Below are 25037 nucleotides of genomic sequence, written 5' to 3'. Positions count from 1 at the left end.
TTTAATATGGCAAATTACAATCCAAGTGAAGCACAGGTAGAGAATCTTATTGGCCTGCTTGACGGTTATGTAGAAAAAGGCGGACATCACCTTAACGTAAATGTGCTTAACAGAGAAACACTTCTTGATGCACAGCAGCACCCTGAAAAGTATCCACAGCTCACTATCAGAGTTTCTGGTTACGCTGTAAATTTCGTAAAGCTTACAAAAGAGCAGCAGGATGATGTTATTTCAAGAACATTCCACAATTCTCTTTAATTATCATTAAAAATTCAGCAGCGGGACGTATATGTATTATACGTCCCGTTTGTGCAATATTGAAAGCGAGATGAAAACTTATGGTAGGGCATATCCATTCTACCGAAAGCTTTGGCACTGTTGACGGACCCGGAATAAGATTTGTGATATTTTTTCAGGGTTGTCCTATGCGCTGCCTTTACTGCCATAACCCTGATACATGGTCAGTAAAAGGCGGTATGACTAAAACTGTTGATGAACTTCTTGCAGAATATGATTCAGTCAAGGAATTTATGCGTGACGGCGGTATAACCTGTACAGGCGGAGAACCAATGCTCCAGCTTGAATTTCTCACTGAGCTTTTTGAAAAAGCAAAAGAAAAGGGTATCCACACCTGTCTGGATACATCAGGCATAACTTTTAATGAGAAAAAGATAGCCGACTATGAGCGACTGGTAAAATCAACTGACCTTGTAATGTTGGATATAAAGCATATCGACGATGAGGAACATAAAAAGCTTACAGGTCAAAGCAACAAGAATATACTTGCGTTTGCACGTTTCCTCAGCGACAGGGGAGTGTCAGTGTGGATAAGACACGTTGTTGTGCCGAATATCACTGACAATGACGAGTATCTCTTCCGTCTGGGACAGTTCCTTGCAGATATAAAAACGCTCAAAGCGCTTGATGTACTTCCTTATCACACTATGGGTAAGCCAAAATATGAACAGCTCGGCATGGAATATCCGCTGGGTGATACACCTCCGCTTGATAAGCAGGAGGCAGTAAGAGCAAGAAATGTTGTTATAAGCGGTCTGAAAAGTGAACTGAAAAAGCGTATAGATGAAAATAAGAAGTCCAAATAACTCTGATCGAATAAAGCAATACTGTGACTGTTTTGTAATATATATACTATTGACAAATTGTTAAATGTGTGATATATTTAAGTTAGTATATAGTTTTTAATTGTATTAAGAACATTGATCTGAGTTAAATTATGGAGGAAATGTTATGGTAAAAACCAATATTCTTACACCTGTTCTTGCAGGTATTCTCGGTTTATCTATCGTAGGATCGGGAGTTGGCTATTATTTTGTAAATAAAAATGCATCTGCTGAAAATGAAGAAAGCGGTAAAGTTAAATTAAGTCAGGTCGCTGATAATATTAACAATACTATGGACGATGCAAAGAAAGCCATAAATGGCGAACTTGATTTTGCTTATGATGCTTCTGTAAAGGTAACATTCGGCGAAGGTTTTAAGGAAATCACAGGTACTGATACAACTTATCTGCCTTTTTCTATCAATACTTCCACAAAGCAGAAGGGTAAAAATACCGGCGCTGATTTTACAATGAAATACGGCGATGGTACACTTGCTACTCTTAATACTGTTTATACCAGAGATGGCGATACAGTTTATGCTAAAGTTCCTGAACTTTCAGACGCTTACCTCAAGACTGACAAGGCAAGCCTTGAAAGCCTTATCAGCGATGAAATGGGCGTTGATTTCAACAGCGTTCAGGATAGTATCCCTGATATAGATTTCAGCACAGAGGATATGCAGTCAAGCATTGACGGCTATGAGGCAGCTATAAAGGAAAATCTGCCTGAGGGTACAGCTGACGGCGAGTATAAGGGTGATATTGACGGTATCACCTATACATACACAAAGACAAAGTATGTTATAACTGAGGCTGACGCTTCCAAGGTCGCTAATGCAGTTCTTGATAAGGCAAAAACAGATGCTAACTTCAAGAGTATTTATGACAGCTATATAAACGAAGTTTATGGCTCAATGCTTACAACAAATACTGATCCTGAATCTGACTATTCATATACACCTCCAACATATGAGGAAACTATCGACAGCATCAAGGAGGATCTTAACGATACTCTTGACGGAACAGGTACAGATTCTGTAACTTTTGTTTCTTATAAGAACAGCGACGGCGAGTTCATGGGATTTTCAATGACACCTAATGATACAGATGGTTCTTTGGATTATGTTGTCGTAAGTACAGATGATGCAGAGGGAATCGATATGTCATTTGACAGCGGCGACGGTGATAAAATGACTATGTATGGCTCTGCAAAGTCAGATGATAATAATGCGGTAAACGGCGAATTCAAAATGTCTATCACAGAGAGTGATAAGCAGGTCGGTGAAGTTGTTTATTCAATTAAGGATCTTAAGGAGTCAGGCGAGTCATTCACAGGTACTGTAAGAGTTGATGCAAACTTTACAAGTGATTCTGAGGCTGTTTCAGGCTGGTATGAAGTAACATCAAACTCTTCTGATGATAAAACTGACCTCGATATGGAAATAGGCATAAACGGAAAGTCATTTGTAGTTGTAGAGTTCGACAGTACAAAGACAGAGGCTTCCGATATAACCATTCCTGGTGTAGATGCAAAGGTCTATGACGCTCTTGACGAAACACAGCTTGATGAGTATCTCAATAACTGCGATACAGCAGGCTTTGAGGCAAATCTTAAGAGTGTTCTTGGTGACGAGCTTTATAATGATCTTTTAGATGCTGAAAGCGATCTGACAGATGATGATTATGATTACGATTTTGATGATGACTACGTTTTAGACGATTCTGATTTCAATTATTTTGATGATTATGATTTCGATAGCAATGTTATCAGCTATGATGATATGGACGTAACAGCATAAGTATATTAAAACTTCAAAGTCCCACTTAACGGTGGGACTTTCAGCCTGTCGCAAAAGCCTACCTTTTTTTTAAAAAAGGTAGGCTTTTTCACTTAAATGTGATATAATATAGTAGGGTGATAAAAATGCTGGAAAAGAAAGCAAAAGATATGAGACAACTGGAACTGATAAGCATAGAGGAATTTGTACCAAAGGATCATTTGCTGAGAAAGATAAACAAAGCAGTGGATTTTGACAAGATCTATGATTTTGTTGAGGAGCTGTATTGCCTTGATAATGGCAGACCGGGAGTGGATCCCGTCGTGCTGTTCAAAATGGTATTGATACAGCATTTGTATGGTATACCATCTCTACGCAAAACAGCGGAAGAGGTGAAAATGAACATAGCTTATCGTTGGTTCTGCGGCTATCTTTTTAACGAGCAGACACCTCATTTTTCAACACTGAGCAGAAATTTTAAACATCGTTTTAATGAAGAAGTAGTTGAGAAGATATTTTTTTGGATACTGTCAGAGATAAATGGTGCAGGCTATCTTTCACCCGAAGCGGTATTCATTGACGGAACTCATATAAAGGCAAATGCCAATTTGAAGAAAGCCGTAAAGAAAGCTGTACCTGATGCTGCAAAGGTATATGAAGAACAGCTTTTAAAGGAGATAAATGAGGACCGAGAGGACCATGGCAAAAAGCCTTTTGACAGCGATAAGAAACTAAAAGAAAAAGAAATAATGACTTCGACCACAGACCCGGAGTGCGGAGTTTTCCACAAAGGAGAACACAAAAAGTGTAAAGGAGGCACGGATATGATAGCAATACATTTCGGACATTTTTGTTTTAATAAGCCAGAAGGTGAACAAAGTATCATAATAGTGTTAGCTCCCAAAAAGGAATATTCATCAATGGATGATTTTGTAACCAAAGCGTTGATATATTTGGAATCAAATGAAGAATTTTGTGATAACTGGACTAATATGTATAAAGAACGAATTTATTCACCCGTTGACGATGAAGAAAAGAAATGGATGAGATCAAGATTAGACGATATGGATCGACGTGTAAATATTGCATATGAAAAGATCATAAGTGCAGTTCATATCATTGCCCCAGAATGGAACGATATTACTTTGGGAATCGAAACAGAATCTGAATATATTTTTTACCAATGGGGAACATCAGCCTGACTTCCAAGTTATTAAAGAGATTGGAGGGACAAAAGTTAAGATAATTGTAAGTGCCTGTCTGCTAGGCGAAAACTGTAAGTACAGCGGCGGCAATAATTATAATAAAAAAGTCTGCGATTTTGTGCAGGGGCATCATGTGTTTCCGGTTTGTCCTGAGGTGCTGGGCGGTCTGCCCACACCGAGGTGTCATGCGGAGATAGTGAACGGTGTTGTGATTAACAATAAAGGTGTCAGTGTTGACAAGGAGTTTCGTGCAGGCGCAGAAAAAGCCCTTGCTGTCGCAAAAGAAAAGCACTCTATGAGATTTACATATTTCAGAGGCCTTTCCCAGGTAAGCAAGTGGGTCAGGCTTAAATTTGCTGCCATGAACCTTAAAAAGTATGCGATACACCTCAGTAATAGGGGTGTAAATACGCTTTTATATATCCTTTTTGATAAATATTGGTTAATAACAGCATGATTAACCCCCATATCCGGTTCGGATATGGGGGTTTTGATACAGGCTGAAAGTCCCACTGATCGGTGGGACTTTTTTGTTATATAAAGGACAAACTCCGCATAGAATTTAATGTATTCAAAGAAATTCTGTTACGGAGGGGAAACATTGAAAAAGCAAAGCTTTCTTAAAAGCTCAGCCATATTGCTGAGTATGGTCATAATAACAAAAGTGCTTGGATTAATGTATAAGATACCGCTTACCCATATTCTCGGCGGAACAGGAATGGGGTATTTCTCAGCCGCATTTTCCATATTTACTCCGATATTTGCCATAGTTGTTTCGGGAATACCGTCGGCAATGGCAAAAATGTCCGCTGAAAACTATGCTCTCGGACGTTATTCAAATCTCAGAAAGCAGAAGATGTCTGCACATATCACTTTTGGTCTTATGAGCATAGCCGCCTGTGCGATAATAATGTTGTTTTCTGTTCCATTGTCTGCATATGTGATAAATCAGCCTGCCGCTAGGTTTACACTTATGTGTGTTGCCCCTTCCGTTGTTTTCTGCACCGCTATGTCAGTGGAGCGTGGATATTATGAGGGCTTGAGAAATATGCTGCCGACTGCCCTTTCTGAGATTGCAGAAACGATCTTTAAGGTAGCATTCGGACTTGGTGCGGCAGTTATCACTGCCGAAAGAGCAAACAACGCTTTTCTGCAAAGCGGAAAATTTCTTGGCTTTGCTTTGATAGACGGACAAACACCCGAAGAGGCTGCATTGCCATTTGTGGCAGCGGCAGCAATACTTGGTTCTACTTTAGCGTCCGGTTTAGCCTGCTTGCTGCTTGTTATCGGAACACGAATAAAAGGCGATGGGATAACCGAAAAAATGCTGAAAAGCGATTTGATAACCGACAGCACAAAACATCATGCAAAAGTACTGCTGCATAGTGCAATGCCGATAGCAATGGCAGCCGTCATAACAACAATGACAGGCATGGTGGATATGCTGACTATCGCTCCATGCATACGCAGAGCTATGGATAAAACACTTTTGCCTTTTCAGAAACTACTTGATATGGGGGTAAGTGCATCAGAACTTCCTAATTTTATGTATGGTTCATATGAGGGGCTTGCCGTTCTGGTGTACGGACTTGTTCCCACACTGACAGCTATGTTTGGTAAAAGTGCATTGCCGTCCCTTGCTGATGCATGGACACGGAAGGATAAAGAAAGTTTTGCGGCTTACTTGAAAAATATGATGACCGTGTCAAGTCTTATTGCCATACCCTCAGGCTTAGGTATCTGCGTCCTTGCCAGAGAGGCGCTTATGTTCCTGTTCAGCGGACGTACAGCCGAGATAGAAGCAGCCGTTCAGCCTCTCGCAGTACTTGGTATAGGTGTGATCTTTTTTGCAATAACTCTGCCATGCTTTACAGTCCTGCAAACCTTGGGAAGCCCTGCAAAAACTATTGTGATAATTGCAGCAGGGGGAGTGCTGAAACTTGTTTTAAATGTAATATTGATACCCTATGCACAGCTAAATCTTACCGGTGCGGCAATAGCAGAAACAGTTTCAAGTGCTTTTGTTTGCATACTTACTGTAAGAGAAACCTATCATTTAGGCGGTGTTAAATGTTGTTGGCTGGAAACATATGTTAAACCGCTATACGCAGGTGCTATGTGCGCAGCAACAGCTTTGCTGTGTAAAAGAATTCTTAATAATGGGGGGGTAACGGCTTTAAATCATAGATTTATAACAATTATCTGTGTGGCAACTGGTGGCATAATGTACTTGTTTTCGTTGATATTATTGTGCGAAACGCCGAAAAAGCTTATAAAATATGGGTTTTCAAAAAAAATCACGAAAAACTCTTGAAATTTTTTCGGATTTGGGTTATTATATTAAAGCACCCTTATTTTCGGGAGGTTTTAAGTGTGGAAGAATTAATAAACGAGCTTAAATCAAAAGAACGCTTTAATATTGATGACCTTGTGAACGTTGTTATTGTCCTCAGAAGTGAGAACGGCTGTCCTTGGGATAAAGTTCAGACTCATAAATCTATCAAAAAGGATTTCCTTGAAGAAGTGTATGAGGTAATGGAGGCAATAGATTGTGATTCTCCTGAAATGATGAGAGAAGAGCTTGGCGATGTTCTCTTACAGGTAGTTTTCCATACTGTTATCGAGCAGGAACAGGAGCATTTTGTCCTTGAAGATGTTATTACGGAGCTTTGTCAGAAGCTTATAGTAAGACATCCTCACGTTTTCGGAGATGTTCAGGCTGATACCGTAGATAAGGTGCTGACTAACTGGGATTCTATAAAGAAGGAAACCAAAGGACAGGAAACATATACTGATACGCTGAAAAGCGTTCCGAAAAATTTTCCTGCTTTGATGAGAGCGCAGAAGTTAGGCAAGCGTTCTTCAAGAGCGAGAGATGATTTTTCACATGACAAAGCTGGTCAGCTGAAAGCTTTTAATCTTCTGAATGCTGAAAGCAACAGCCTGCATGAAACTATTGCTGACGGTAATGAAGATCAGCAGAAAGAAGCACTTGGCGACTTGTTGTTTGCCTGCTGCAATACGGCAAGAGCATTGGGACTTGACGCAGAGGAGGCACTCAGCGAGTCCAGCGAACGCTATATAAAGCGTTTTGAAAAAGCCGAATCCAAAGGCGAAAAAATGTCAGATATCAGTTTTGATGATCTTGACATACTTTGGAGAAACGGTAAGGAAAGTTAAATTAAGTAATTAATGAATGAGTAATTATTCGTTAAATATAAAATGGAGGTATAAAATAATGACAAAGGCAGAACTTATTAATGTGATCGCAGAGAAAGGCGAATATTCTTCAAAGAAGGACGCTGAAAAGGCACTTTCAGCAGTAGTTGATTCAATCACAGAAGCACTCACAAAGGGTGAAAAGGTTACACTTATCGGTTTCGGTACTTTTGAAGTAAGAGATAGAGCAGCTAAGGTTGCTATGAACCCTGTAACTAAAGAGCCTGTTGAAGTTCCTGCAAGAAAAGTTCCTGCATTCAAGGCCGGTACTGCTCTTAAGGCAGCTGTTGACAACAAGTAATATTGCTTTTGTGAACCTGACCGATGAGGTTGGGTTCTTTTTATAATATGGCGAAGGGAGGGCAAATTTTAAGACTCTGTTTCTTAAAATTGTAAAATGAGATTAGACAAATATCTTAAGGTAACAAGACTTATAAAAAGACGTACCGTAGCAAATGAAGCTTGCGACGGCGGAAGAATTTTTGTGAATGGCAAAGCAGCAAGAGCATCATATGATGTAAAGATCGGTGATGAGATCGAGATAAATATGGGACAGAAACCTCTAAAAGTCAAGGTGCTTAATGTTTCCGAATATGCCACAAAAGAAAATGCCGCTGAAAATTATCAGGTCATAGAATAATATAAAACAGAAGCCGTCGGGAGGAGATTTCGACGGCTTCTGTTACGATGGTATTGAGTTTTGAATATTACATTATTAATCAGTGAATATCTGTACCCAGTAATTGTTGTTGTATCCAACACCAAGCTTGTGGTAATCAGGATTGAGTATGGTTTTCTTGTGGCTTGATGAATTCATCCATGCTTTAACTACCTGTTCCGGAGTTTTCTGACCGGCAGCAATATTCTCGCTCCAGCAGTTCCAGCTGTAATGCATATTGCTCAGCATTGCACCTGCATTCTTGCCATTGTATGTGTGTGAAAAATTTGTTCTTATCTGTCCTGCACGAGTGTCAGCAAGTGAATCAAGCATTGTGTTTGCTTTAAGAGGAGATACGCCAGCTTTTGCACGTTCGATGTTCACCAAACGAAGAACTTCATTCTTATAGTATTGCTTTTGTGTTATTGTTGACTTTGATACAGCAGATGAATATGTCTTGTAAGTTGTAGAACCGATCTTTCTGTATGCGCAGATCCTATACTTATAAGTTTTTCCCGAAGTCAGACCGGTATTTGTGTATGTTGTCTTTGAAGTAGTGGTTATGTTTTCGTACTTCTTGGAAGAGCTGTTATATCTCTGAACATAATAACCACTTGCGTATGTGACCTTGTTCCAGCTGAGTTTTATAGATGTTGTTGAAGATGAAGATGCGCTAAGCCCCGTCGGATCATCAAGTGCTTTAATAGAAAATCTGACAGTTTTTGTGCCTGTGTATTTTCCTTTGCCCTTTATTATTACAGACGCACAGCCCACATTTTTATTGTTCTGATAGCTTACTGTATAGTCGGTATTCTTTTTCAGAGTTGAAGATCTTTTTTTTACAGTAACAGCAGGGCAGGCAGAGCCGCCATTGTAAAGATATGATGTTTTGCTGAGCTTAACAGTACAGCCGCTTATTGACTGAGCGCTTGTTGTATATGCGGCAGATGCCGTAATATCAGAATTTATCATTGACGGTGCAGCAACGGCTGCCGAAAGTGTCATTATTACTGCGGAAAACAAAGCTATTATCTTTTTCATATTCTTCACCCGACCTTCTGCTGTGTTGTGCAAAATAAGCACAATTACTTCCTTGATGTTAAATATATTGTATCATATTGCCGATAATATTACAATAGGTTAATTTGTTTATTTGCCTAAACTTATTTTGAATTGTTAATGAAATGAAATCAATTCAAAATAAAAGTGATAACTTACTCTTTATTTTTGTATCAAACTATGATATAATAATCTTATATATCAATTAATAAAAAGAGGTAAATAACAATGAATTACAAATTTTCTGAAAAAGTATCCCATATTCAGGCTTCTGCAATCAGAGAAATCCTTAAGTTTACATCAGACCCGGAGGTAATTTCTCTTGCCGCTGGAAACCCTGCTCCTGAGGCTTTCCCTGTTAAAGAGATAACAAGAATCTCTAACGAGATCTTCAATGAAGATCCTATACTTGCTCTCCAGTACAGCCTTTCTGAGGGTTATACACCGCTCAGAGATCTTCTGAAGAAAGATCTTGAAGCAAAGGGTGAGTTTGATCCTGAAAGTGATGAGCTTATTATAACAAGCGGCGCTCAGCAGGCAAACGCTATGATAGCTAAGGTACTTTGTGATCCTGACGATATCATCTGCTGTGAAGCACCAAGCTTTATCGGTTCACTTAACGCATTTAAGTCATATAATGTGTGCCTTAAGGGCATTACTCTTGAAGAGGACGGAATGAATCTTGCGGAGCTCGAAGATGTTCTCAAAACTGGCAAAGTAAAGGTGATCTATGTTATTGCAAACTTCCAGAACCCGACAGGTCTTACTACAAGCCTTGAAAAGAGAAAGGGTATCTATGAGCTTGCAAAGAAGTACGGCGCAGTTATCCTTGAAGATAATCCTTACGGCGACCTCAGATTTGACGGCGAAAATATCCCGTCTATGAAGAGCATGGATAAGGACGGCGTAGTTGCTTATTCAAGAACATTCTCAAAGGTCCTTGCTCCTGGAATCCGTGTTGGCTATATCTCAGCTCCTAAGGAAATAGTAAATAAAATGGTTATCTGTAAGCAGGTAGATGACGTTCATACAAATATCTGGGCACAGGTACTTGCATACAGATTCCTTACTGAGTGCGATATGAATGAGCATCTTGCATCACTCAGAAAGATTTACAAGCACAAGTGCGAGCTTATGCTTGAGCAGATCGAAAAGAACTTCTCAAGCAAGATAACATATACAAAGCCACAGGGCGGTCTGTTTGTATGGTGTACTCTTCCTGAGGGTTCAGATATGACTTCATTCTGTACAAGAGCTGTACAGGAATTTAAGGTCGCAGTTGTTCCTGGAAACGCATTTATGGTTTCAGAATCTGATAAAACTGCATCATTCAGACTTAATTTCTCTACTCCAACTGACGAGCAGCTTATCGCAGGCTGTGAAAAGCTTGGCAGACTTTCAAAGGAAATGTTCGGTGAATAATTAAATGAAAGTACCCTTTACACCTTTTCAGATAATACTTACTTCTCTCAACGCAGCAGCCTTGTCGCTGTGCGTTGGAGGAGATGTGTTTGTGTTGCTTTTCGACAGGGGAGCAGTCAGCGGAAAGGTGATAGTAACAAATCTTGTTATGTCTGTCTTAGTAATAATATTGTCGTCAGTATTTGTGTTCAGAACTGAGCATATAGATACTTTTTCAAGAGTACAGAAAGACGATGAGGATAAACTGCCCGCCATAAGAGCGCTGAGGACATATTTTTGTATGCTGACGCTTGATTTCGCAGGTGTACTGAGTCTTATGCTTGCAGGTGCGCTGTTTTATAAGAATGCCGGAAAAGCAATAATCATATTTGCACCTGCTGTCTTTGTGCTTTCGGCAATAATTTATTTTGTAAGAGTCAGTCGGATAGGTCTTGTGGATTATTCAGACGATAATGACGATCCGTTTTCTGATGACCTGTAAAACTATGATAAAGGAGGATATCTGCCTTGAAAAATGCGCTTATAAAAGACACATTGCGTGAGATAAAACATTCTTTCGGCAGATTTCTTTCTATATTTCTCATAGTTGCACTAGGCTGCGGATTTTTTTCAGGAATAAAAGCCACAATGCCCGACATGGTCAGCACAGCGCAGACATATTTTAAAGAAAACAATCTTATGGATATGAAGCTGATGTCAACTATCGGCGTAAGATCGCAGGACGTTGAAGCTGTAAAAAAAGCCGATAATGTAAAAGGTGCAGCGGCGAGCTATTCAAAGGAAGTTTTCTATTTCTATAATAATCAGAATCTTGTGCTTAAATGCTTGTCATTTAATGATACTCTTAAAGATGACAGCAAGAATAAAATGAATAAGCCGGTAGTTGTTGAGGGTAGACTTCCTGAAAATGACGGTGAGTGTGCGGTCGAGGTAAAAATGTCTTCTCCCGATACTTTTAAGATAGGAGAAACACTTAAATTTGCTGAACCTGATACCTCGAAAAATCTTTCAGAAACTTTGGCAGATGAAGAGTATAAGATCGTTGGTATTGTTGCGTCACCTTTGTATATCGGTTACGAACGTGATGCGGCAAGTGTCGGAAACGGTACAGTTGTCAGCAATGTTTTTCTGCGTGAAGAAGAGTTTGTCTGCGATTATTATACTGAAATGTATATCACTCTTGAAGGAATAAAAACCGATGATATTTTCTCCGACGAGTATCGTGATGAAGTCAAAAAGCTCAGTGCTCCTGCTGTAAAGGCATTTGAGGATAGCGTTGATTCACGTTATGATAAGCTTGTTTCTGATGCAAATGCTAAAATCGAAACCTCACAATCTACGGTGGATACTTTGGAAAGTATATTGTCCGCTAATGGTGCAGATCTGAAAAAGTTGAAAAAAGAGGCGGATAAAAGCGTAAAGTCAGCTCAGAAGAGTTATGATTCTCAGCAGGACGGCAGCGCATCACAGATGCTTGCAAAGTCAGCCTTGCTAAAAGCACAGCAGGCTCAGACAATAACCGCTGAACTTTTAGACGATTATAATTCCGGCAGCGACAGTGCTTATAAAAAGTATACAAAACAGCTTGAAGATGCAAAAGCACAGATACAAGCTGCCAATTATCAGTTGTCTAATCAGCAAGAACCTGCTTTCTATACCTTTGACAGATTTGAGGCAAGTACGGACTATTCGTCATTTTATGGAGATAGTCAGAAAGTAGATTCTATATCAAAAATATTCCCTGTGTTCTTTATACTGGTAGCCGCTTTGGTATGCCTTACGACTATGACAAGAATGGTCGAGGAACAGCGTATACAGATAGGTACATATAAAGCGCTAGGATATTCTTCTGCAAAGATAGCTTCAAAATTCCTTATCTATTCCGCAGTGGCTGCAACGGCAGGCAGCTGTATAGGAACAGTTATTGGTCTTCAGCTTTTCCCACGGATAATTTACAGCTGCTATAAGATAATGTACAATATACCATCAATAGATGTTCCTTTTAAGCCTTGGTATCTTGTCGCCTGTTGGGCAGTGTCTGTATTGTGTACCTGTTCTGCTGTGCTGTATGCGTGCATTTCTGAGCTGAGGTCTGTGCCGAGCGCACTTATGCGTCCTAAGCCGCCTCATAACGGAAAACGTGTGCTTATAGAAAAGATCGGCTTTATATGGAACAGATTGAGCTTTCTGACTAAAGTAACTATGCGTAACCTTTTTCGCTATAAAAAGCGTTTTGCTATGACGGTTATCGGTGTGGCAGGCTGTACAGCTCTTATAGTTACAGGTTTCGGACTGAAATATTCCATAAAGACTATTGCTGATAAACAGTTCAACGAGGTCTTTGTTTATGACGGTCTGCTTGTTCTGAATACCTCAGATTATTCTTTTGACCAGCTTGAAGAAAAGGTTTCCTCAATAAATGAGATAGGTAAACATATGCTTGCTCATATGGACGAGGGTACAGCTGAAAATAACGGCGCATCACAAACGGTTTCATTCTTTGTGCCATACGATGAAAGTCAGCTGGATAATTATATTCATCTGCGTGACACTGATACTTCTGAAAAGCTGAATATCGAGGACGGTACAGTTATAATAACGCAAAAGCTTGCCAGCCTGCTTGATGTTGGGGCAGGGGATACTCTTAAAGCAGTTTCTGACGGCAAGACAGCGGAGCTAAAAATCGCAGCTGTAACTGTCAACTATGCTTCGCATTATATTTATATGAACAGAGCTACCTACTGTGATTATTTCAATAATGATCCAACTTTTAATATAGGCTTTGTCAATCTTAAAGAAGACACTGATGAGGACAGCTTTAAATCTGAACTTATCTCAAATAACGAATTTTACGGCCTTACATATAAAACAGACTCTAGCAAGGGATTTCTTAATTCCGTTGACAGTCTGGACGCTATTGTGGTCCTGCTGATCGTTTGTGCAGGTCTGCTGGCAGTTGTGGTGCTTTATAACCTTGCAAATATCAATATCACAGAGCGTGTCCGTGAGATAGCTACTGTTAAGGTGCTTGGTTTTTATGATAACGAAACCTCGGATTATATATGCCGTGAAAATTATATTTCAGCCGTTATCGGAATCCTGATAGGCTTTGTGGCAGGAAAAATACTGCATTATTTTGTAGTCATAACCGCAGAAGTCGATCTTGTTATGTTTAACAGAACGCTGGTGTGGTGGGCTTATGCTCTCGGTGCAGTAATGACATTTGCGTTTACTGCACTGGTAAATCTGCTGCTGCATTTTAAGCTGAAAAAAGTCGATATGGTAGAATCACTGAAATCAGTTGAATAAATTTTTTAGGAGGGTTTTTAATGTTTGAAAATCTCGAAAATGAAATTACAGAAAAGGAAACTGCACCAATGGTCAGCTATTTCTGGAAAGGTCTTGCACTCTTTTTGCTTGGTGTGATAGCCGGTTTGGTTGTTTCCCCTGTTAAAAATGGTGTTACTATCGGTTGTAACAACAAAATAAGCAAGGACAGCTGTGCCGATCATTTTGACGACGATGATGACGGCTATGAAGATGAAGGCGTAAAATTTTAACGAAAGGCGAATATTGATATGAAATTAGGTATGGTAGGACTTCCTAACGTAGGTAAGTCAACACTTTTTAATGCTCTCACAAATGCAGGAGCTGAGTCTGCAAACTATCCGTTCTGTACTATTGAGCCGAACGTGGGAATAGTATCTGTTCCTGATTCAAGACTCGATAAGCTTGCTGAAATGTATCACCCTGTTAAGTTTACTCCGGCAACTCTTGAATTTGTGGATATTGCAGGTCTTGTTAAGGGCGCTTCAAAGGGCGAAGGACTGGGCAATAAGTTTCTTGCCAACATCAGAGAGGTTGATGCTATCGTTCACGTTGTAAGATGCTTTGAAGACCCGAACATCATTCACGTTGACGGTTCTATAAATCCTGCAAGAGATATCGAAACTATTGATCTTGAACTTATTTTCTCCGATGCAGAGCTTATTGAAAGAAAGCTTGACAGAACTAAAAAAGCTATGAAGGGCGACCGTTCCCTTGCAGCAGCTGTTGAATTTCTTGAAAAGCTGAAAGCTCACCTTGAAGAGGGAAAGCCTGCAAGAGCATATGATATGACAGAAGATGAACTTGAGATACTTAAGGAAACTCCACTGCTTTCATTAAAACCTGTTATCTATGCAGCAAATCTCTGCGAAGATGATTTCAGAAATAATATTGAAAACAATGAGAATTACAAGAAAGTATGTGAGATAGCAGCAGCTGAGGGTTCAGCTGTACTTCCTATCTGTGCTCAGATAGAAGCTGAGATCTCTGATATGGACGCAGAGGATAAGCAGATGTTCCTTGCTGATCTTGGTCTTGAAACTTCCGGCCTTGACAGAATTATCAAAGAAGGATATTCACTTCTTGGACTTATATCCTTCCTTACAGCAGGCGAGCCTGAAGTAAGAGCATGGACTATCACAAAGGGTACAAAAGCTCCTCAGGCAGCTGGTAAGATACATTCAGACTTTGAGAGAGGATTTATCAGAGCAGAGGTTGTGTCTTTTGATGACCTTATGAAGTATGGCTCTATGGCAGCCGTAAAGGAAAAAGGCCTTGCCCGTCAGGAGGGTAAGGAGTACGTTATGCAGGACGGAGATATAGTTCTGTTTAAGTTTAACGTGTGATCCCGATAATATGCAGAACCGCAGATAACAGCACTGAGCTTTTAGTCCTGCGGTTCTTTTTATTATTTGCACTTGACAAAATCCATAATATGTGGTAACATAACTTTGTTATGTAATTATCTCAAAGGAGCTGAAATAATGAAAGCTGATCGTGAAACTAAGGAAAAACTGATTTTAAGTGCAAAATCTGAATTTATGGAAAAAGGATATAATAAAGCATCTTTGAGAAAAATATGTGAAAATGCAGGCGTTACCACAGGAGCGTTATATTTTTTCTTTAAGGATAAATCGGATCTTTTCTCCTCAATAGTTGAAGAACCCTTTAAGCTTTTGTGTAACATTATCAAAGAGCATTTTAGGGAAGATGTAGAAATGCTTGAAAATCCAACTCCCTATGAGCAGCAGGACGGCGACCATGACGAACTGGTGGCAGCGCTGATACATCATATATATGAGAATCGTGATACTTTTCTTCTGCTCCTGACCAAATCAGAGGGTACTGTATATGAGAATTGTACAGATAAGCTGGTAGATATCATGGAGCAAAGCTACCTCCTTATGGCAGAGCGTATGCTAACTCAGCTTAAAGATATGAAAATCAGTGTTTATATGCTCCATTGGCTTACCCATATGCAGATAGACTCTTTTGTGCATATGATAACCCACGAAAATGATGAGAATAAAGCATTGAAACATATGCAGAAAATAATGGACTTTATAGTGAAAAGCTGGATAGAGCTTACTTTTGTTCCCGTTACGGAAAATGATGATTAAAAAATCTCCTGTGCCTTTGTTAAGCACAGGAGATTTTACTGTATTGCTATTATTATTTTGCAAGCTTTTCAGCAAGCTTGACATTTACAGCCTTGAGGAAGTCCTCAGTATTTACCTTTTTCTTATTTTCAAGTGTAGAAAGCAGATAAAGGTCACCGGTCATTGTACCGTCCTCAATAGTTTCAATAGTTGCCTTTTCAAGGCAGTCAGCAAAGTTTACAAGCTCAGGAAGCTCATCAAGCTCGCCTCTCTTGCGGAGTGCACCTGTCCAAGCGAACAGAGTAGCAACAGAGTTTGTTGATGTTTCCTCACCCTTGAGGTGCTTGTAATAGTGACGCTGTACAGTTCCGTGAGCAGCCTCATATTCATAAATTCCGTCAGGTGAAACCAGTACAGATGTCATCATTGCCAGTGAGCCGTAAGCAGTAGCTACCATGTCAGACATTACATCACCGTCGTAGTTCTTGCAAGCCCAGATATATCCGCCGTTTGAACGGATAACTCTAGCAACAGCGTCATCAATAAGAGTGTAGAAATATTCAATGCCTGCGGCAGCAAATTTTTCTTTATATTCGTTATCGTAGATCTCCTGGAAGATATCCTTGAATGTGTGATCGTACTTCTTTGAGATAGTATCCTTAGTAGCGAACCAGATATCCTGCTTTTTATCAAGAGCAAAATTGAAGCAGGCTCTTGCAAATGAAGCAATAGAAGTTGACTTGTTGTGCTGTCCCTGAATGATTCCGTCGCACTCAAAGTTGTAAATAGTTTCTCTTGTTTCATTTCCGTCCTTGTCTGTGCAAACAAGTTCAGCCTTTGAACCCTCAGGACACTTCATCTCAACGTTCTTATAAACGTCGCCGTATGCGTGTCTTGCAATAGTGATAGGCTTTGTCCAAGTAGGAATGTATGGTGTGATACCCTTAACGAGGATAGGTGTTCTGAAAACAGTACCGTCAAGCATAGCTCTGATAGTGCCGTTAGGGGATTTCCACATTTCCTTAAGGTTGTACTCAGGCATTCTTGCTGCATTAGGAGTGATAGTTGCACACTTTACAGCAACGCCGTACTTCTTAGTAGCATTTGCTGAATCAACAGTTACCTGATCGTTGGTTTCATTTCTGTGAACAAGACCGAGGTCATAGTATTCTGTTTTAAGATCAACGTATGGGTTAATAAGGATATCCTTGATTTCCTGCCAGATAATTCTGGTCATTTCGTCGCCGTCCATTTCGACGAGCGGCGTTTTCATCTGAATTTTTGCCATTTTAGATTCCTCCTGCGTTAGTATTTTGTAATTATGCCAATGATCTTATGCAAAGAAAAATAAACATAAAGATCATAACTATTCCTGTTGCAGCAACTATTGCGTTCATAAATAGTGTACTGTCGAATTTGTCAGTCTTTTTATCTTTCCTGAATAAAAGATAAATTATTGCAGCCACTGCACAAACGACCGCCATAATAATGAAAAACATCTTTTTATCAGTGGTCGGGTCTGATAAAAATTTTACTGCCTTATATAGCTTTTTGATCTTACTTTTAAGCCATATAACGATTATCACCAGACAAAATAAAAGTATCAGTCCGTTGATAAGATACTTCTTAAACTTTCCTGAGCCTTTTGCTCTGGAATCTTCTTTAAGTGAGCGGAAATTTTCATCTTTCATAATCTGTACCTATGAAAATTAAAATGATTTTATTGAATGACCGTTATTTTCTGCGATATCAGATATTTTGTTGTAAGTATTACGGCTAGTTATGATAAGCTCATAGCTGTCGCTGTCAATATCTATCATACAGATACAAACATTGTCAGAGTTGTGTGATACCTCTTGCGCAAGGTCTTCAACATCATTATATTCACGTTCGTCAAGAGTGTTATCTTTGATACATTTTTCTATAAGACTATAATTTTTCAGCTGTGAAAGTCCCCATAGTACAATATCAGACTCTTCAGAAAAATCAGCTGTAAAAAGATAGCCATTTTCCGCAAGTTCGTTTACCATACCTATCCAGCATATCTCATTGATATCTGTTTCATCGGAGATGTCAATGCCTCTTTCGGCATATCTTTCAGAATTTTCTCTGCCGTATCCTAAAGGATCATCAACACATTCACGCAGATTTCTCATAATTTCAGCGTCATTATTTGTTATTAATGCAGCGATATCAATAATATATGAAAAATCTCTTTTTGATCCGGCAAATCTGTTACTGCTGAAAAGTTTTGAAAAAAGTCCCATAAATAATATTTCCGATAAAATTTATCAGTTAAAATAAAAATATACTGCTGCAGCGGCAAGAAAAATTATCATATCCATTCTTATGCCATATCTTTGGACTTTGAAAGTAATATATTCTTTTTCGACATCTGAATCAGCATCAGTTAATAACTTTCCTGTAATTATTTTTAGAATTTTGTTGTAAATTATTACTCCGATGACGAATATCAAACCGCCTGTAAGTATAATAGGCAAAATAAGAAATTCACGGTATCGGTAGGGGATAAAGTCCATTTTTGATGTAACTTTAAAAATCACATACATAGTCAGCAGCATAAAAGCAAATCCGAAACCAATACCGCTATGAATTTCTTTTCGCATACGGATTATTTTGAAAGCTGTTCTCTTGTGTAGTCAAGCAGACCGCCTGCAAGGATAATATCCTTTGTTCTTCCTGTGAGTTCGCAAAGAACAGGTATCTCAGCGCCTGTTGACTTGTTTACAACTGTAAGCTGTGTCTTATCGGCTTCGATGTCAGCACGAACGTTAGCAAGCACGATCTCATCACCCTGATTGATCTTCTCATAATCGTCCTCATTTACAAATGTGAGAGGAAGGATACCGGCGTTGATAAGGTTAGCTCTGTGGATTCTTGCAAAGCTCTTTACAAGTACAGCCTTGATTCCGAGATAAAGCGGTGCAAGAGCAGCGTGTTCTCTTGAAGAACCCTGACCGTAGTTTGAACCGCCTACGATGATCGACTTGCCCATGTTCTTAGCTCTTCTTGGGAAGTCCTCGTCACATACTGTAAAGCAGTGCTGTGAAATAGCAGGGATATTTGAACGGAGCGGCAGTATTTTTGCACCGGCAGGCATGATATGGTCGGTAGTGATATTGTCGCCGACTTTAAGTGATACCTGACATTCAATGCTTTCAACCAGCGGAGCTGTTTCAGGGTAAGGCTTGATGTTTGGTCCTCTGAGGACTTCAACTGAATCCATGTCAGCCTCGTCAACAGGAGGTACTACCATATTGTCATTTATCTTGAAATGCTCAGGAACCTTGATCTCAGGCATTTCTCCAAGTGTTCTAGGGTCAGTAAGCACACCTGTAAGTGCTGAAGCTGCAGCAAGCTCAGGTGATACAAGGTATATCTGTCCGTCCTTTGTTCCTGAACGTCCGAGGAAGTTTCTGTTGAATGTTCTGAGTGAGATACCCTTTGAGTTAGGAGCCTGTCCCATACCGATACATGGACCGCAGGCAGATTCAAGTATTCTTGCACCGGCAGCGATCATATCAGCAAGTGCGCCGTTCTCAGCGATCATGTTAAGAACCTGCTTTGATCCTGGAGCAATAGCAAGTGATACGTCAGGGTGAACAGTTTTGTCCTTAAGAATGTGAGCGACCTTCATCATATCAACATAAGATGAATTTGTGCATGAACCGATACAAACCTGATCTATCTTCATATCGCCCAGCTCTGCACAGGTCTTTATATTGTCAGGTGAATGTGGACATGCAGCCATAGGAACGAGTTCTGAAAGGTTGATGTCGATGACCTCGTCATATTCAGCGTCATCATCAGCTTTCAGTTCTGTCCATACATCAGCTCTGTCCTGAGCCTTGAGGAATGCAAGGGTGTTTTCATCTGATGGGAAAATAGAAGTTGTTGCGCCAAGCTCAGCACCCATGTTGGTGATAGTAGCTCTTTCAGGAACTGTAAGAGTCTTTACACCTTCGCCGCAATACTCGATAACCTTTCCTACACCGCCCTTAACGGACATTCTTCTGAGTACTTCAAGGATAACGTCCTTAGCAGAAACCCATGGCTGGAGCTTTCCTGTAAGATTTACCTTTACGATGTTAGGATATGTAATATAGTATGCGCCGCCGCCCATTGCAACAGCAACGTCAAGTCCGCCTGCACCGATAGCGATCATGCCGATTCCGCCGCCTGTTGGTGTGTGGCTGTCAGAACCGATAAGAGTCTTTCCTGGAATACCGAATCTCTCAAGGTGTACCTGATGACAGATTCCGTTGCCGGGACGTGAGAAATAAATGCCGTGCTTTTTGCAGACTGAACCGATGAAACGGTGGTCATCAGCATTTTCAAAGCCTGACTGAAGTGTGTTGTGGTCAATATAAGCAACAGATTTTTCAGTCTTGACACGAGGAACGCCCATAGCCTCATATTCAAGATAAGCCATAGTACCAGTAGCGTCCTGTGTAAGAGTCTGATCAATACGAATTCCGATCTCATTGCCCTTTACGAACTCGCCGTCAACAAGGTGAGCTTTGAGGATCTTTTCAGTTAAAGTAAGTCCCATAGATAAAAACAATCCTTTCGTATGCATTATTCCAATACATTTAAGTATGATACTACTATTTTATACTAAATAAAGCTTTTTGTCAAGTTTATTGCATAATTCAGAAGCCCAAAATGAATTATGCTGTATAGAATAGCAAAATCTGAAAGATTATTTTTTATAAAATTCATTTTAAGCACTTTTGAGCTGTGTATCTGCTTGACAAGGACTGCCGCTTATTATATAATATAAACTGGTGTTTTATATATAGGAGGTGCATTTGTTTTGAGCAGATCAACTGTAAAATATAAAAAGATCATCTCACTTCTTTCTTTTGCAGCTTTGTTTTTATCGGGCTGCGGTAATACTGTGAATACGCAGAGCAGTAAAACTGTTTTAAACGCTGATAATGTAAGTTCACAAAACAGCATAACTGACAGTTCTGCTGACGATGAAAACAGTGATGAACTCTATGATTCAACTCCTATATCAAATGCGTATATTACTGGAAATGCAGACGCTCTTGACAGCTATCAACTGGAAATATTAAATAAAGCAGCAGAGATCATCGACAGTATCATAGATGAGTCTATGTCCGACTATGAAAAAGAACTTGCCGTACATGATTATATTGTTGCCAACTGTGAGTATGATACAGGTCTGCTCAGCGTTTTCGGAGCTTACGGAAAATACTCTTCTGATCCTTATGGCGCATTGCTGAAAGGCAAGGCCATATGCAGCGGCTATACAACAACTTTTCAGCTGTTTATGGATATGCTTGAAATACCATGTATATCTTTGAAAGCAGGGGATACAGACGGCGAAGAACACGCTTGGAATATGGTTCAGATAAACGACGAATGGTATTATGTAGACGTAACATGGGACGATCCTATTCCCGACAGAGGTGCTGATGATTTTATAAGGCACAAATACTTTAATGTAACGGAAGATTATATGGCGAAAAAGCACCTGTGGGACACGCAGGATCTTCCTGAGGCGACTAACTTCAAGGATTCATATATAGAACATAACATATACACTATAAGCAATTTCGCTCAAACTCAGGAGTATATAGAAACTCAGATAAGTAACAAAAGCGAAAATGTGTATTTCAGACTTGATGATGAACTTAAATCGTCTGTAAGTAAAATGGACTCTGAGGACGATATAGATACTGTGTATTTTGCAAAGGATATAAGTGATGATCTTGCAGATGTATTTGATAATATTCTGAATAAACATAAGAACATAAAGCTGAGATGTCAGCGTATAGAATATGACCGAGAAATTATTCTTGCTGTGTATATAGGCAGTAAGTAAAAGGGAGGTAAGCTGAATGAAATTCAGACCTTGTATAGATATCCACAATGGCTCAGTAAAGCAGATAGTAGGCGGAAGCCTGCGTGACAACAATAATTATGCTGCGGAGAATTTTGTTTCTGAATATGACGGTGCGTATTATGGCAGCCTGTATAAGTCAAGAAACCTTACGGGCGGACATATAATTATTCTTAATCCTGCATCAAGCGAGTTTTACAAAGAAGATGTAAGACAAGCCGAGCTTGCCCTGTCAGCCTTTGAAGGCGGTCTTCAGATAGGCGGCGGTATAAACAATGATAATGCAGGATATTTTCTTGATAAAGGTGCGTCACACGTCATAGTAACAAGTTTTGTATTTAAAAATGGTGCTGTGAATTATGATAATCTGAAAAGTATACTTAAAGCTGTGGGAAAAGATCATCTTGTTTTGGATCTGTCATGCCGAAAAAGAAACGGCGAGTATTACATAGTAACAGACCGCTGGCAGAAATTCACCGATGTAAAGCTTACAGAAAAAACTCTTGAAGAATTCAGTGGGTTCTGTGACGAGTTCCTTATCCATGCCGTTGACTCAGAGGGCAAAGCAGGCGGCATAGAAGAAGACCTTGCGGCGCTTATGGGAAGTTGTCTTGATATACCCTCCACATATGCAGGGGGCATATCCTCTTTTGACGACCTTGAAAAGCTCCGTTCTCTCGGCAGAGGGAAGATAGATTTTACCATAGGCAGTGCACTTGATATTTTCGGCGGAACAATGCCTTTTGAAGAAGTCTGCCGTGTATAGTGAATATATCTCAAATAAATTTGATGTAAGTTTATGATTTTGTAAAATAATTGTTTGCAATCCGCATAAATATATGGTATAATAATATATTACTAAATGCATTCATATGAAAGGAAGAACAGCTATGTCAAAAATCCGTGTAGCCGTAATCTTTGGCGGCAAATCAAATGAACACGATATTTCCGTCGTGTCTGCGGCGCATATTATAAAAAGTATTCCGAAAGATAAGTATGACGTTGTGTGCATAGGCATCACAAAGAAAGGTCATTGGTTAAAATATATCGGTTCACCTGAGCATATTGCAGACGGCAGCTGGGAAACTCACCCAGACAACGTCCCATGTATCCTCAGTCCTGATCCTGTACATAAAGGTTTTGTTGCATTCGGTGCAGACGGCAGCTATCAGCACGTTAAGGTAGATGTTATTTTCCCTGCACTTCACGGCAAAAATGGTGAGGACGGAACTATACAGGGTATTTTCCAGATGGCAGAGATCCCGTTCGTAGGCTGTGACCTTATCTCGTCAGCAGACTGTATGGATAAAGATGTTACCCATACGATCCTTGAAAGCCATGGCATTAGAACTGCTAAGTGGGTATCTACCATTATTTCTGAACTTTCACAGCTTGATGAAAAGTGCGATGAAATGGAGAAAAAGCTTGGTTATCCTATGTATGTTAAGCCTGCAAACTGCGGATCATCAGTAGGCATTTCAAAGGCACATGATCGTGAGGAACTTAAAGCGGGCATAAAATTTGCTTTTTCACATGATAAGAAGGTCGTTGTTGAAGAAGAGATCAAGGGTATAGAATGTGAATGTGCAGTCATGGGTAATGATGAGCCTTTTGCATCTACTGTTGGTGAGATATCAGCAGCAAATGAATTCTATGATTTTGACGCTAAGTACAATAATGCAGAGTCAAGAACATATATCCCTGCAAGAATGTCTGAAGAAAGTATAGAAAATATCAGACAGGAAGCTGTCAAGGCATATAAAGCTATGGGTTGTGCAGGACTTTCAAGAGTTGATTTCTTCCTTTGTGAGAATGGAGATGTTATTCTCAACGAGATAAATACTCTCCCCGGACATACTCCTATAAGTATGTATCCTCAGCTTATGCAGTATGCAGGAATGACTCCTGAGCAGCAGGAAGATAAGCTTATCAAGTATGCGCTTGAAAGATCGGACGTGGACTATGAATAACGCTGCCATAGGAGTATTCGATTCGGGTATAGGCGGATTGACTTGTGTAAAGGAGCTTATAAGGCTGCTGCCGCACGAAGATATAGTGTATCTCGGTGATACTGCAAGAGTACCATATGGAACTAAAAGCCGTGAAACTATAATAAGCTATGCAAAACAGGATATAGATTTCCTTATGCAGCACAATGTCAAGATGATACTTGTTGCCTGCGGAACGGTTTCTTCTGTACTTTCAAATGTTGATAAGTCTGATTCTGTTGAGATAAGCGGCGTTGTAATGCCTGCCGTTCATGCAGCCTGCGCAGCTACGAAGAATAACAGAATAGGCATAATAGCTACGTCAGCCACAGTCAAAAGCGGCGTTTACGGCAAGGTGATAAGAAGTATCAATCCCGATATTAAAGTAGTCGGAAAAGCCTGTCCGCTTTTTGTACCGCTGGTGGAAAACGGATATACAGCAGTGGATTGTCCTCCTGCAAGATTTTTTGCTGAGGAATATCTTGAAATAATGAAGAAAGAAAAGGTCGATACTCTTATCCTCGGCTGCACTCATTATCCGCATCTTACTGAACTTATTTCAGATATAATGGGAAGCGATGTAACGCTGATATCTTCGGGCGCTGAGCTTGCAAAGTATGCATTAAAGACTATGAGTTATAATGATACACTTTCTGACAGAGAAGAACAGGGCAAGATCGAACTGTACTGCACTGACAGCGTAGAGCTGTTTTCCGAGAATGTGGAAAAATTTCTCGGAAAGAATATAAATGCTCAGATATCGCAGTGCAATCTGAAATTCTGATGTATTTCAAAGCATTACATTGAAAGTATGATTGGAGGGAAAGTATTGAGCAATAAAAGGGAAGTATCAATAAATCTTGTAAGCTGTCAGAACGACGGTCAGAGCAGTGAAAAGACGGAGCTTTTTTCAAAAGGCACATTCGAGAAAACTGACAACGGATACAGAATATCCTATGAGGAATCTGAAGCGACTGGTTATGAGGGAAGCGTAACTACGCTTGAAACATTTGGCGACGACAAGGTCATAATGGACAGAACAGGCGCAGTTACTTCTAATCTTGTTATAGAAATGGGAACAAAGCATCATTGTGTGTATGGTACGCCATATGGTTCATTTACTGTTGGCGTAAATGCAAAGGATATAAAAAGTATGCTTAATGATGAAGGCGGTTCTTTGGATCTTCATTATGTGATTGATGTAAATTCCAGCTATATCGGCGATTTTGAAATAAAAGTAGATGTAAAACAGTAACAGGAGGAAAAAAT

The 25037-nt window shown here is 39.8% G+C and carries 26 protein-coding genes; 20 read left to right on the top strand and 6 right to left on the bottom strand.

The window, feature by feature from the left end; translation table 11 throughout:
* Window positions 1-6: 6 nt before the first annotated feature.
* From grcA3 to Q0E19_RS06510, 9 genes are all read left to right on the top strand, one after another.
* Window positions 7-258: an autonomous glycyl radical cofactor GrcA3 gene (grcA3, locus tag Q0E19_RS06550; RefSeq protein ID WP_294408305.1), complete on the top strand. Its 252-nt coding sequence runs from the start codon at window positions 7-9 to the stop codon at window positions 256-258.
* Window positions 259-338: 80 nt separating this feature from the next.
* A complete protein-coding gene (gene pflA, locus Q0E19_RS06545; protein ID WP_294408304.1) occupies window positions 339-1103 on the top strand; it encodes a pyruvate formate-lyase-activating protein in 765 nt (254 codons plus the stop codon).
* 145 nt (window positions 1104-1248) lie between these two features.
* On the top strand, window positions 1249-2919 hold the full coding sequence (locus Q0E19_RS06540) for a hypothetical protein (protein ID WP_294408303.1): 1671 nt from the start codon (window positions 1249-1251) through the stop codon (window positions 2917-2919).
* A gap of 149 nt (window positions 2920-3068) precedes the next feature.
* A complete protein-coding gene (locus tag Q0E19_RS06535) occupies window positions 3069-4100 on the top strand; it encodes a transposase (RefSeq protein WP_294408302.1) in 1032 nt (343 codons plus the stop codon).
* Window positions 4003-4560, top strand: a complete 558-nt coding sequence (locus Q0E19_RS06530; RefSeq protein ID WP_294408301.1) for a 2-thiouracil desulfurase family protein — start codon at window positions 4003-4005, stop codon at window positions 4558-4560. The genes Q0E19_RS06535 and Q0E19_RS06530 overlap by 98 nt, the downstream gene beginning before the upstream one ends.
* Window positions 4561-4704: 144 nt before the next feature.
* A complete protein-coding gene (locus Q0E19_RS06525) occupies window positions 4705-6417 on the top strand; it encodes a polysaccharide biosynthesis C-terminal domain-containing protein (RefSeq protein WP_294408300.1) in 1713 nt (570 codons plus the stop codon).
* 59 nt (window positions 6418-6476) lie between these two features.
* The gene (gene mazG / locus Q0E19_RS06520; protein WP_294408299.1) at window positions 6477-7283 is read left to right on the top strand and encodes a nucleoside triphosphate pyrophosphohydrolase; all 807 of its coding nucleotides are present in this window, start codon (window positions 6477-6479) and stop codon (window positions 7281-7283) included.
* Between the two features lie 58 nt (window positions 7284-7341).
* Window positions 7342-7623 carry an HU family DNA-binding protein gene (locus tag Q0E19_RS06515; RefSeq protein WP_294408298.1) on the top strand — a complete coding sequence of 94 codons (282 nt, stop codon included), beginning with the start codon at window positions 7342-7344 and terminating at the stop codon, window positions 7621-7623.
* A gap of 96 nt (window positions 7624-7719) precedes the next feature.
* A complete protein-coding gene (locus Q0E19_RS06510) occupies window positions 7720-7962 on the top strand; it encodes an RNA-binding S4 domain-containing protein (RefSeq protein ID WP_294408297.1) in 243 nt (80 codons plus the stop codon).
* A gap of 75 nt (window positions 7963-8037) precedes the next feature.
* Here the strand turns inward: Q0E19_RS06510 and Q0E19_RS06505 are convergent, their stop codons facing one another.
* On the bottom strand, window positions 8038-9021 hold the full coding sequence (locus Q0E19_RS06505) for a CAP domain-containing protein (protein ID WP_294408296.1): 984 nt from the start codon (window positions 9019-9021) through the stop codon (window positions 8038-8040).
* A gap of 246 nt (window positions 9022-9267) precedes the next feature.
* Here Q0E19_RS06505 and Q0E19_RS06500 point away from each other — a divergent pair, with 246 nt between their 5' ends.
* The 6 genes from Q0E19_RS06500 (at window position 9268) to Q0E19_RS06475 (ending at window position 15908) form a co-directional block, all read left to right on the top strand.
* On the top strand, window positions 9268-10461 hold the full coding sequence (locus Q0E19_RS06500) for a PLP-dependent aminotransferase family protein (protein ID WP_294408295.1): 1194 nt from the start codon (window positions 9268-9270) through the stop codon (window positions 10459-10461).
* A 4-nt stretch (window positions 10462-10465) separates the two neighbouring features.
* On the top strand, window positions 10466-10942 hold the full coding sequence (locus Q0E19_RS06495) for a hypothetical protein (protein ID WP_294408294.1): 477 nt from the start codon (window positions 10466-10468) through the stop codon (window positions 10940-10942).
* 26 nt (window positions 10943-10968) lie between these two features.
* Window positions 10969-13770 (top strand): FtsX-like permease family protein, encoded by a 2802-nt coding sequence (locus Q0E19_RS06490; RefSeq protein WP_294408293.1) that lies wholly within the window; start codon window positions 10969-10971, stop codon window positions 13768-13770.
* A gap of 20 nt (window positions 13771-13790) precedes the next feature.
* A complete protein-coding gene (locus tag Q0E19_RS06485) occupies window positions 13791-14021 on the top strand; it encodes a hypothetical protein (protein WP_294408292.1) in 231 nt (76 codons plus the stop codon).
* An 18-nt stretch (window positions 14022-14039) separates the two neighbouring features.
* Window positions 14040-15134: a redox-regulated ATPase YchF gene (gene ychF / locus Q0E19_RS06480; protein ID WP_294408291.1), complete on the top strand. Its 1095-nt coding sequence runs from the start codon at window positions 14040-14042 to the stop codon at window positions 15132-15134.
* A gap of 138 nt (window positions 15135-15272) precedes the next feature.
* On the top strand, window positions 15273-15908 hold the full coding sequence (locus Q0E19_RS06475) for a TetR/AcrR family transcriptional regulator (RefSeq protein WP_294408290.1): 636 nt from the start codon (window positions 15273-15275) through the stop codon (window positions 15906-15908).
* A gap of 52 nt (window positions 15909-15960) precedes the next feature.
* Here Q0E19_RS06475 and Q0E19_RS06470 read toward each other — a convergent pair whose 3' ends face one another.
* The 5 genes from Q0E19_RS06470 to Q0E19_RS06450 are packed head-to-tail and all read right to left on the bottom strand — an operon-like array spanning window position 15961 to window position 20460.
* Window positions 15961-17175 carry an NADP-dependent isocitrate dehydrogenase gene (locus tag Q0E19_RS06470; RefSeq protein WP_294408289.1) on the bottom strand — a complete coding sequence of 405 codons (1215 nt, stop codon included), beginning with the start codon at window positions 17173-17175 and terminating at the stop codon, window positions 15961-15963.
* 31 nt (window positions 17176-17206) lie between these two features.
* Window positions 17207-17578: a hypothetical protein gene (locus Q0E19_RS06465; RefSeq protein WP_294408288.1), complete on the bottom strand. Its 372-nt coding sequence runs from the start codon at window positions 17576-17578 to the stop codon at window positions 17207-17209.
* A gap of 18 nt (window positions 17579-17596) precedes the next feature.
* Complete coding sequence (locus Q0E19_RS06460; protein ID WP_294408287.1) at window positions 17597-18154, bottom strand: DUF6630 family protein; 558 nt, start codon at window positions 18152-18154, stop codon at window positions 17597-17599.
* A gap of 24 nt (window positions 18155-18178) precedes the next feature.
* Window positions 18179-18514, bottom strand: coding sequence for a hypothetical protein (locus Q0E19_RS06455; protein WP_294408286.1), 336 nt, complete (start codon window positions 18512-18514; stop codon window positions 18179-18181).
* A 5-nt stretch (window positions 18515-18519) separates the two neighbouring features.
* On the bottom strand, window positions 18520-20460 hold the full coding sequence (locus Q0E19_RS06450; RefSeq protein ID WP_294408285.1) for an aconitate hydratase: 1941 nt from the start codon (window positions 20458-20460) through the stop codon (window positions 18520-18522).
* Between the two features lie 264 nt (window positions 20461-20724).
* Here Q0E19_RS06450 and Q0E19_RS06445 point away from each other — a divergent pair, with 264 nt between their 5' ends.
* From Q0E19_RS06445 to Q0E19_RS06425, 5 genes are all read left to right on the top strand, one after another.
* On the top strand, window positions 20725-21762 hold the full coding sequence (locus Q0E19_RS06445) for a transglutaminase domain-containing protein (RefSeq protein WP_294408284.1): 1038 nt from the start codon (window positions 20725-20727) through the stop codon (window positions 21760-21762).
* 16 nt (window positions 21763-21778) lie between these two features.
* Window positions 21779-22546 carry a phosphoribosylformimino-5-aminoimidazole carboxamide ribotide isomerase gene (hisA, locus tag Q0E19_RS06440; protein ID WP_294408283.1) on the top strand — a complete coding sequence of 256 codons (768 nt, stop codon included), beginning with the start codon at window positions 21779-21781 and terminating at the stop codon, window positions 22544-22546.
* Window positions 22547-22670: 124 nt separating this feature from the next.
* Entirely contained in the window at window positions 22671-23750 is a 1080-nt protein-coding gene (locus tag Q0E19_RS06435) for a D-alanine--D-alanine ligase family protein (protein WP_294408281.1), read from the top strand.
* Window positions 23743-24552, top strand: coding sequence for a glutamate racemase (gene murI / locus Q0E19_RS06430; RefSeq protein ID WP_294408279.1), 810 nt, complete (start codon window positions 23743-23745; stop codon window positions 24550-24552). Before Q0E19_RS06435 ends, murI begins: the two co-directional genes overlap by 8 nt.
* Before the next feature lie 45 nt (window positions 24553-24597).
* Window positions 24598-25023: a DUF1934 domain-containing protein gene (locus tag Q0E19_RS06425; protein ID WP_294408278.1), complete on the top strand. Its 426-nt coding sequence runs from the start codon at window positions 24598-24600 to the stop codon at window positions 25021-25023.
* Window positions 25024-25037 lie beyond the last annotated feature (14 nt).

Source organism: uncultured Ruminococcus sp. (assembly GCF_934476685.1).
Classification (GTDB): Bacteria; Bacillota; Clostridia; order Oscillospirales; family Ruminococcaceae; genus Hominimerdicola.
This window is presented reverse-complemented; position numbering and strand designations above follow the sequence as displayed.